Consider the following 3,964-nt stretch of genomic DNA (forward strand, 5'->3'; position numbering starts at 1 on the left):
TACCGTTGTCACCGCGGCGTGTGGCGCCGCCCCGAGCAGCCAGCAGACCACCAAGACGGCCGAAGGCGGGGCGAACGCGGCGACCGCCGCCTCCGCCGCCGACTTCGGCGGCTTCGACAAGCTCGTCGAGGCCGCCAAGAAGGAGGGCAACCTCCACGTCATCGCGCTCCCGCCCGACTGGGCCAACTACGGCGAGATCATCAAGTCGTTCGAGGCCAAGTACGGCATCAAGATCGAGAGCGAGACGCCCGACGCGGCCAGCGCGGACGAGATCAACGCCGTCAAGACCCGCAAGGGCCAGGACCGCGCCCCCGACGTGCTCGACCTCGGCCAGTCGTTCGCGATCAGCGGCGCCAAGGAAGGGCTGTTCGCGCCGTACAAGGTGCAGTCGTTCGACAAGATCCCCGAGGGTCAGAAGGAGCCGACCGGGCTCTGGACCAACGACTACGGCGGCTACGTCTCGATCGGCTGCGACGCCAAGAAGATCGCCAACTGCCCGACCAGCTACGCCGACCTGCTCAAGCCCGAGTACAAGGGCAAGGTCGCGATGAACGGCAACCCGACCAAGTCCGGCTCGGCCTTCGCCGGCGTGTACGCCGCCGCGATCGCCAGCGGCGGCTCCTTCGACGACATCCAGCCCGGCATCGACTTCTTCAAGAAGCTCAAGGACGCCGGCAACTACAACCCGGTCGAGACGACCCCGGCGACCATCGAGAAGGGCGAGACCCAGATCAGCATCGACTGGGACTACAACAACGCCGCCTACGCCCCCCAGATGGCCGCCAAGGGCCTCGACTGGAAGGTGAACGTGCCGACCGACGGCAAGTACTTCCAGATGTACGCCCAGGCCGTCAACAAGGACGCCCCGCACCCGGCGGCGGCCAGGCTGTGGCAGGAGTACCTCTACAGCGCCGAGGGCCAGAACCTCTACCTCAAGGGCTTCGCCCGTCCGGTGCTGCTGCCGTCCATGACCTCCGACGGCACGGTGGACAAGGCGCTGGCCGCGAAGCTGCCCCAGGTCGAGGGCACGCCCGAGTTCCCCACGCCCGAGCAGGTCGACGCGGCCAAGGCCAAGCTGGCCAGCGGCTGGGACGCCGCGATCTCGGGATGACCCGCCCGCGTTCCAGGGGCTGGGCCGGCGCCCTGCCCCTGCTGGCCTTCTTCGCCCTCGTCTTCGGGGTCCCGGCGGTCGCGCTGGTCGCGGGGGCCTTCACCGTCCAGGGACGGCCGAGCCTGGCCAACCTCGCGCAGAGCCTGCAGGGCGGTTACCTCGTCGCCATGGCCGGGAGCGTCAAGCTGTCGGCCGTGGTGGCGCTGGCCGGGGCCGTCCTCGGCACGTTCCTCGCCTACGCCGTGGTGACCTCGCGCTTCACGCTGCTGCGCGAGGCCGTGCTGACCGCCTCCGGCGTGCTGGCCAACTTCGGCGGGGTGCCGCTGGCGTTCTTCTGGATCGCCACGCTGGGCAACTCGGGCGTGATCAGCGGCCTGGTGGGGCTGCCCTCGGGGTCGTTGTACACGTTCTGGGGGCTGGCGATCGTCTACCTGTACTTCGCGATCCCGCTGATGGTGCTGGTCATGGCGCCCGCGCTGGACGGGCTGAAGCCCCAGTGGCGCGAGGCCGCCGCCAACAGCGGCGCGACCGCCTGGCACTACTGGCGCTTCGTCGCGCTGCCGGTGCTCGCGCCCGCGATGCTGGGCGGGGTGGTGCTGCTGTTCGGGTCGGCGTTCTCGGCGTACGCGACCGCCAACGCCATGGTGGGCACCGTCGTGCCGCTGGTCACCCTGAAGATCGCCAGCGCGCTGACCGGTGACGTGCTGGTCGGCTACGAGAACATCGCGCTGGCGCTCAGCCTGGACATGATCGTGGTGGCCGGGCTGGTGATGGCGATCTACCTGCCGCTGCAGAGGAGGAGCTCCCGATGGCTGCGCTGACCGGGCTGGAGCCCGTCGCCGCGGCGGCGGCGAAACCGCCCGCCCGGCCCCGCTGGTGGCGCGGCCTGGTGTTCGCCCTGGCCGCGGCCTACTTCCTGATCCCGCTCGGCGCCTCGCTCTGGTACACGGTGCACAACCCGGCCACCGGGGTGTCGTTCTCCGCCTACGGCGAGCTGCTGACGGCCGAGGGCTTCGCGCGCTCGCTGCTGCTGTCGCTGTCGCTGGCCGCCGCGACGATCGTGCTGGTCCTGCTGCTGGCGCTGCCGGCGATGCTGGCCGTACGGCTGTTCGCGCCGCGGCTGCGGCCGGTGATGGAGGTGCTGTGCACGCTGCCGCTGGTGGTGCCGCCGATCACGTTCGTGGCCGGGCTGACGACGTCGTTGCGGGACGGGGCCGACATCCTGGCGCCGACGCCGTTCTGGGGCACGCTGATCGCGATCCAGGACCCGGGGTTCCCCGTCGTGCTCGTGCTCGCCTACGTCGTGCTGGTGCTGCCGTTCGTCTACCGCTCGCTGGACGCCGGGCTGCGCACCATGGACGTGCGCACGCTGGTCGAGGCCGCCCGGAACCTGGGCGCGTCCTGGCCGCACGTGCTGCTGCGGGTCGTGGTGCCGAACCTGCGCTCGGCCCTGGCCAGCGCGTCGTTCCTGACGCTCGCGCTGGTGCTGGGCGAGTACACGGTGGCCAGCCTGCTCGGCTACGAGCCGTTCGCGGTCTGGATCGTGACCGTCTCCGGCTCCAAGGGTCAGCTGTCCGTCGCGGTCTCCATCCTCAGCCTGCTGCTGATCTGGGCGTTGCTGCTCGCCGTCTCCACCGTCTTCAGTGGAAGGAAGAAATCATGACCGCTGCGGTGGAGTTCCGCGGGCTGCGCCGGGTGTTCGGCAGGACGGTCGCGCTCGACGGGTTCGACCTGACCATCGCCCCCGGCGAGTTCGTCGCCCTGCTGGGGCCGTCGGGCTGCGGCAAGACGACGGCGCTGCGCTGCGTGGCCGGGTTCGAGCGGCCCGACTCCGGCGCGGTGCTGCTGGACGGCAAGGACATCACGAACGTGCCCGCCAACAAGCGCGACGCCGGGATGGTCTTCCAGTCCTACTCGCTCTTCCCCAACCTCAACGCCCGCGACAACGTGGCCTTCGGCCTGCGCGTGCGCAAGGCGCCCGCGGCCGTCCGGCACGCCAGGGCCGCCGAGCTGCTCGAACTCGTCGGTCTCCCCGCGCACGCCGACCGTTTCCCGCACCAGCTCTCCGGCGGCCAGCAGCAGCGCGTCGCCCTGGCCCGCGCGCTCGCGCTCGAACCGCGCGTGCTGCTGCTCGACGAGCCGCTGTCGGCGCTCGACGCCAAGGTGCGGGTGACGTTGCGCGAGGAGATCCGCCGGTTGCAGCTCGACCTCGGCATCACCACCGTCTTCGTCACCCACGACCAGGAGGAGGCCCTGTCGATCGCCGACCGGGTCGCGGTGCTGCGCGAGGGACGGCTGGAGCAGTGCGGGCCGCCCGCCGAGGTCTACGACCGGCCCGCCACGCCGTTCGTCGCCGAGTTCGTCGGGGCCATGAACCACCTGGCCGGGCGGCTGTCCGGGGACGGCGTCACCGTGCTCGGCCAGCTCCTTCCCGTGGACGGCCCGGCGCCCGCCGAGCCCGACGTGGACGTGCTGATCCGGCCCGAGGCCGTCCGGGTCACGCCCGACCCGGACGGCCGCGCCGAGGTGCTGGCCGCGTCCTTCCGGGGGGCCTCGGTGCGGCTGCGGCTGTCGCTGGAGGGCGGCGAGGTGCTGGCCGACGTGCCGGGGCACGAGGCGGCCCGGCTGGGGGCGGGGGCCCGCGTCACGGTCCGGCTGGTGGAGCGTCCGGTGCTGGTGGCCGCCCGTACGGTGACGGCGCCCGCGCCGGTGTTGTCGGCCGATGCCTGACAGGCCGGCCGACGCGATCGTGTCCGGCGCGGTCCCGTCCTCTTCGGACGGCATGCCGGACGCGGTCCCGTCCTCCTTGGACGGCATGCCGGACGCGGTCCTGTTCGACATGGACGGCACGCT

The 3,964-nt window shown here is 71.8% G+C and carries 4 protein-coding genes; all 4 read left to right on the forward strand.

Annotation, left to right across the window (positions count from 1 at the left end; translation table 11 throughout):
* Nucleotides 1-1,111: ABC transporter substrate-binding protein (locus tag ACWCSD_RS49230; RefSeq protein ID WP_449926206.1), on the forward strand; the 1,111-nt coding region annotated here is incomplete at its 5' end.
* Nucleotides 1,108-1,932: an ABC transporter permease gene (locus tag ACWCSD_RS49235; RefSeq protein ID WP_352360635.1), complete on the forward strand. Its 825-nt coding sequence runs from the start codon at nt 1,108-1,110 to the stop codon at nt 1,930-1,932. The genes ACWCSD_RS49230 and ACWCSD_RS49235, both read left to right, overlap by 4 nt.
* A complete protein-coding gene (locus tag ACWCSD_RS49240) occupies nt 1,920-2,774 on the forward strand; it encodes an ABC transporter permease (protein WP_364336370.1) in 855 nt (284 codons plus the stop codon). Before ACWCSD_RS49235 ends, ACWCSD_RS49240 begins: the two co-directional genes overlap by 13 nt.
* Nucleotides 2,771-3,841: an ABC transporter ATP-binding protein gene (locus ACWCSD_RS49245; protein WP_387678899.1), complete on the forward strand. Its 1,071-nt coding sequence runs from the start codon at nt 2,771-2,773 to the stop codon at nt 3,839-3,841. Before ACWCSD_RS49240 ends, ACWCSD_RS49245 begins: the two co-directional genes overlap by 4 nt.
* Nucleotides 3,842-3,964: the final 123 nt, after the last annotated feature.

This window comes from Nonomuraea sp. NPDC001684, from assembly GCF_053596515.1.

Excerpts from the sequence above, each read along its gene's own strand:
- ACWCSD_RS49235 (WP_352360635.1), top strand. The coding sequence starts at position 1,108 with ATGACCCGCCCGCGTTCCAGGGGCTGGGCCGGCGCCCTGCCCCTGCTG.
- ACWCSD_RS49240 (WP_364336370.1), top strand. The coding sequence starts at position 1,920 with ATGGCTGCGCTGACCGGGCTGGAGCCCGTCGCCGCGGCGGCGGCGAAA.
- ACWCSD_RS49245 (WP_387678899.1), top strand. The coding sequence starts at position 2,771 with ATGACCGCTGCGGTGGAGTTCCGCGGGCTGCGCCGGGTGTTCGGCAGG.